Source organism: Acetobacter fallax (assembly GCF_011516735.1).
Lineage (GTDB): Bacteria > Pseudomonadota > Alphaproteobacteria > Acetobacterales > Acetobacteraceae > Acetobacter > Acetobacter fallax.
This window is the reverse complement of the sequence record NZ_WOSX01000117.1, coordinates 1-1,412: the sequence shown is the minus strand read 5'-3', so window position 1 is coordinate 1,412 and position 1,412 is coordinate 1. Positions and strand designations below refer to the sequence as shown.

Sequence of the window (1,412 nt, the reverse complement as noted above, 5' to 3'; positions counted from 1 at the left end):
CTCCCTGCCATGAATGTGAACACTGCGAAAGGCTGTTTTCGGTAACTCCATCCCGATAGCCGACTGTCTGTTTCCCCCCCCAAATCTGCCTGTCGGCTTCACCAATTAAGCAGACAGGCAGTGCTCACCTCAAGTCAGACGAGGTGGTAAGCCTTCTGTTGTATTCCTCGTGAGGCTTCCCAAATTCATAGGAACTGCGTCTATTGAGGAAGGATCTCTCATGCCCAGCCTGTTTGAGCCGATTGAACTGGGAAGCATTTACGCCAAAAACAGAATTCTCATGGCGCCGCTGACACGCGCCCGAGGCACCCGTCAGCATGTCCCCACTCCCATCATGGCCGAATATTACGCGCAGCGGGCAGACGCCGGTCTGATCATCTCCGAGGCGACCGGGATCAGCCGGGAGGGTCTTGGATGGCCATATGCGCCGGGCCTGTGGTCTCTGGAACAGGTGGAAGCCTGGAAGCCGATCACCGCCGCAGTCCATGCAAAGGGCGGAAAGATCGTGGCCCAGCTCTGGCACATGGGTCGCATGGTGCATTCCAGCGTGACAGGACAGCAGCCTGTCTCCTGCTCGGCGACAAAAGCGCCTGAAGCGCTCCATACCTATGACGGCAAGCAGGCTCCCGAAGTCGCCCGTCCTCTCACCAGGGAGGACATCGCCCGTATCCTGAACGACTATGAAAATGCCGCCCGCAATGCTCTTCAGGCAGGTTTTGACGGCGTGCAGATTCATGCCGCCAACGGCTATCTGATTGACGAATTCCTGCGTGACGGCACCAATCATCGTTCCGACGAATATGGCGGTTCACCGGAAAACCGCATCCGCTTCCTGCGTGAGGTCACGGAGCGAGTGATCGCCACAGTCGGCGCGGACAAAACGTCCGTACGGCTGTCGCCCAATGGCGATACGCAAGGCTGCATAGACAGTCATCCCGAGCAGGTTTTTGTGCCGGCGGCAAAGCTGCTGAATGACCTCAACATCGCTTTCCTTGAACTACGCGAACCGGGTCCAAACGGCACATTCGGCAAGACCGATCAGCCCAAGCTGCATGGTCCGATCCGTGAAGTCTTCAGGAAGCCGCTGGTCCTGAATCAGGACTACACGCGGGATGAGGCGATCGAAACGGTCGCGACCGGTGTCGCAGACGCCATTGCGTTCGGACGACCATTCCTCGCCAATCCGGATCTGGTGCGTCGTCTGGAAGATAATCTGCCGCTAAACAAGGACGATATCCGCACCTGGTACTCGCAGGGTGCAGAAGGCTATACGGATTATCCGCTTGCTCGCTGATACCCTATTTTTCCCGCAAGTTCCTTCCAATGGAAGGAACTTGCATTTGAACTATAGAAAATATTTAGCCGCCGACGTGATACTTGTCGTGAAGTAGGCGAAATCACCTGAATAGCTC

At 56.5% G+C, this 1,412-nt stretch carries 1 protein-coding gene; it reads left to right on the top strand.

Annotated elements, in window-relative coordinates; genetic code table 11:
* Nucleotides 1-220 precede the first annotated feature (220 nt).
* Entirely contained in the window at nt 221-1,294 is a 1,074-nt protein-coding gene (locus GOB85_RS18705; protein WP_173578864.1) for an alkene reductase, read from the top strand.
* Nucleotides 1,295-1,412: the final 118 nt, after the last annotated feature.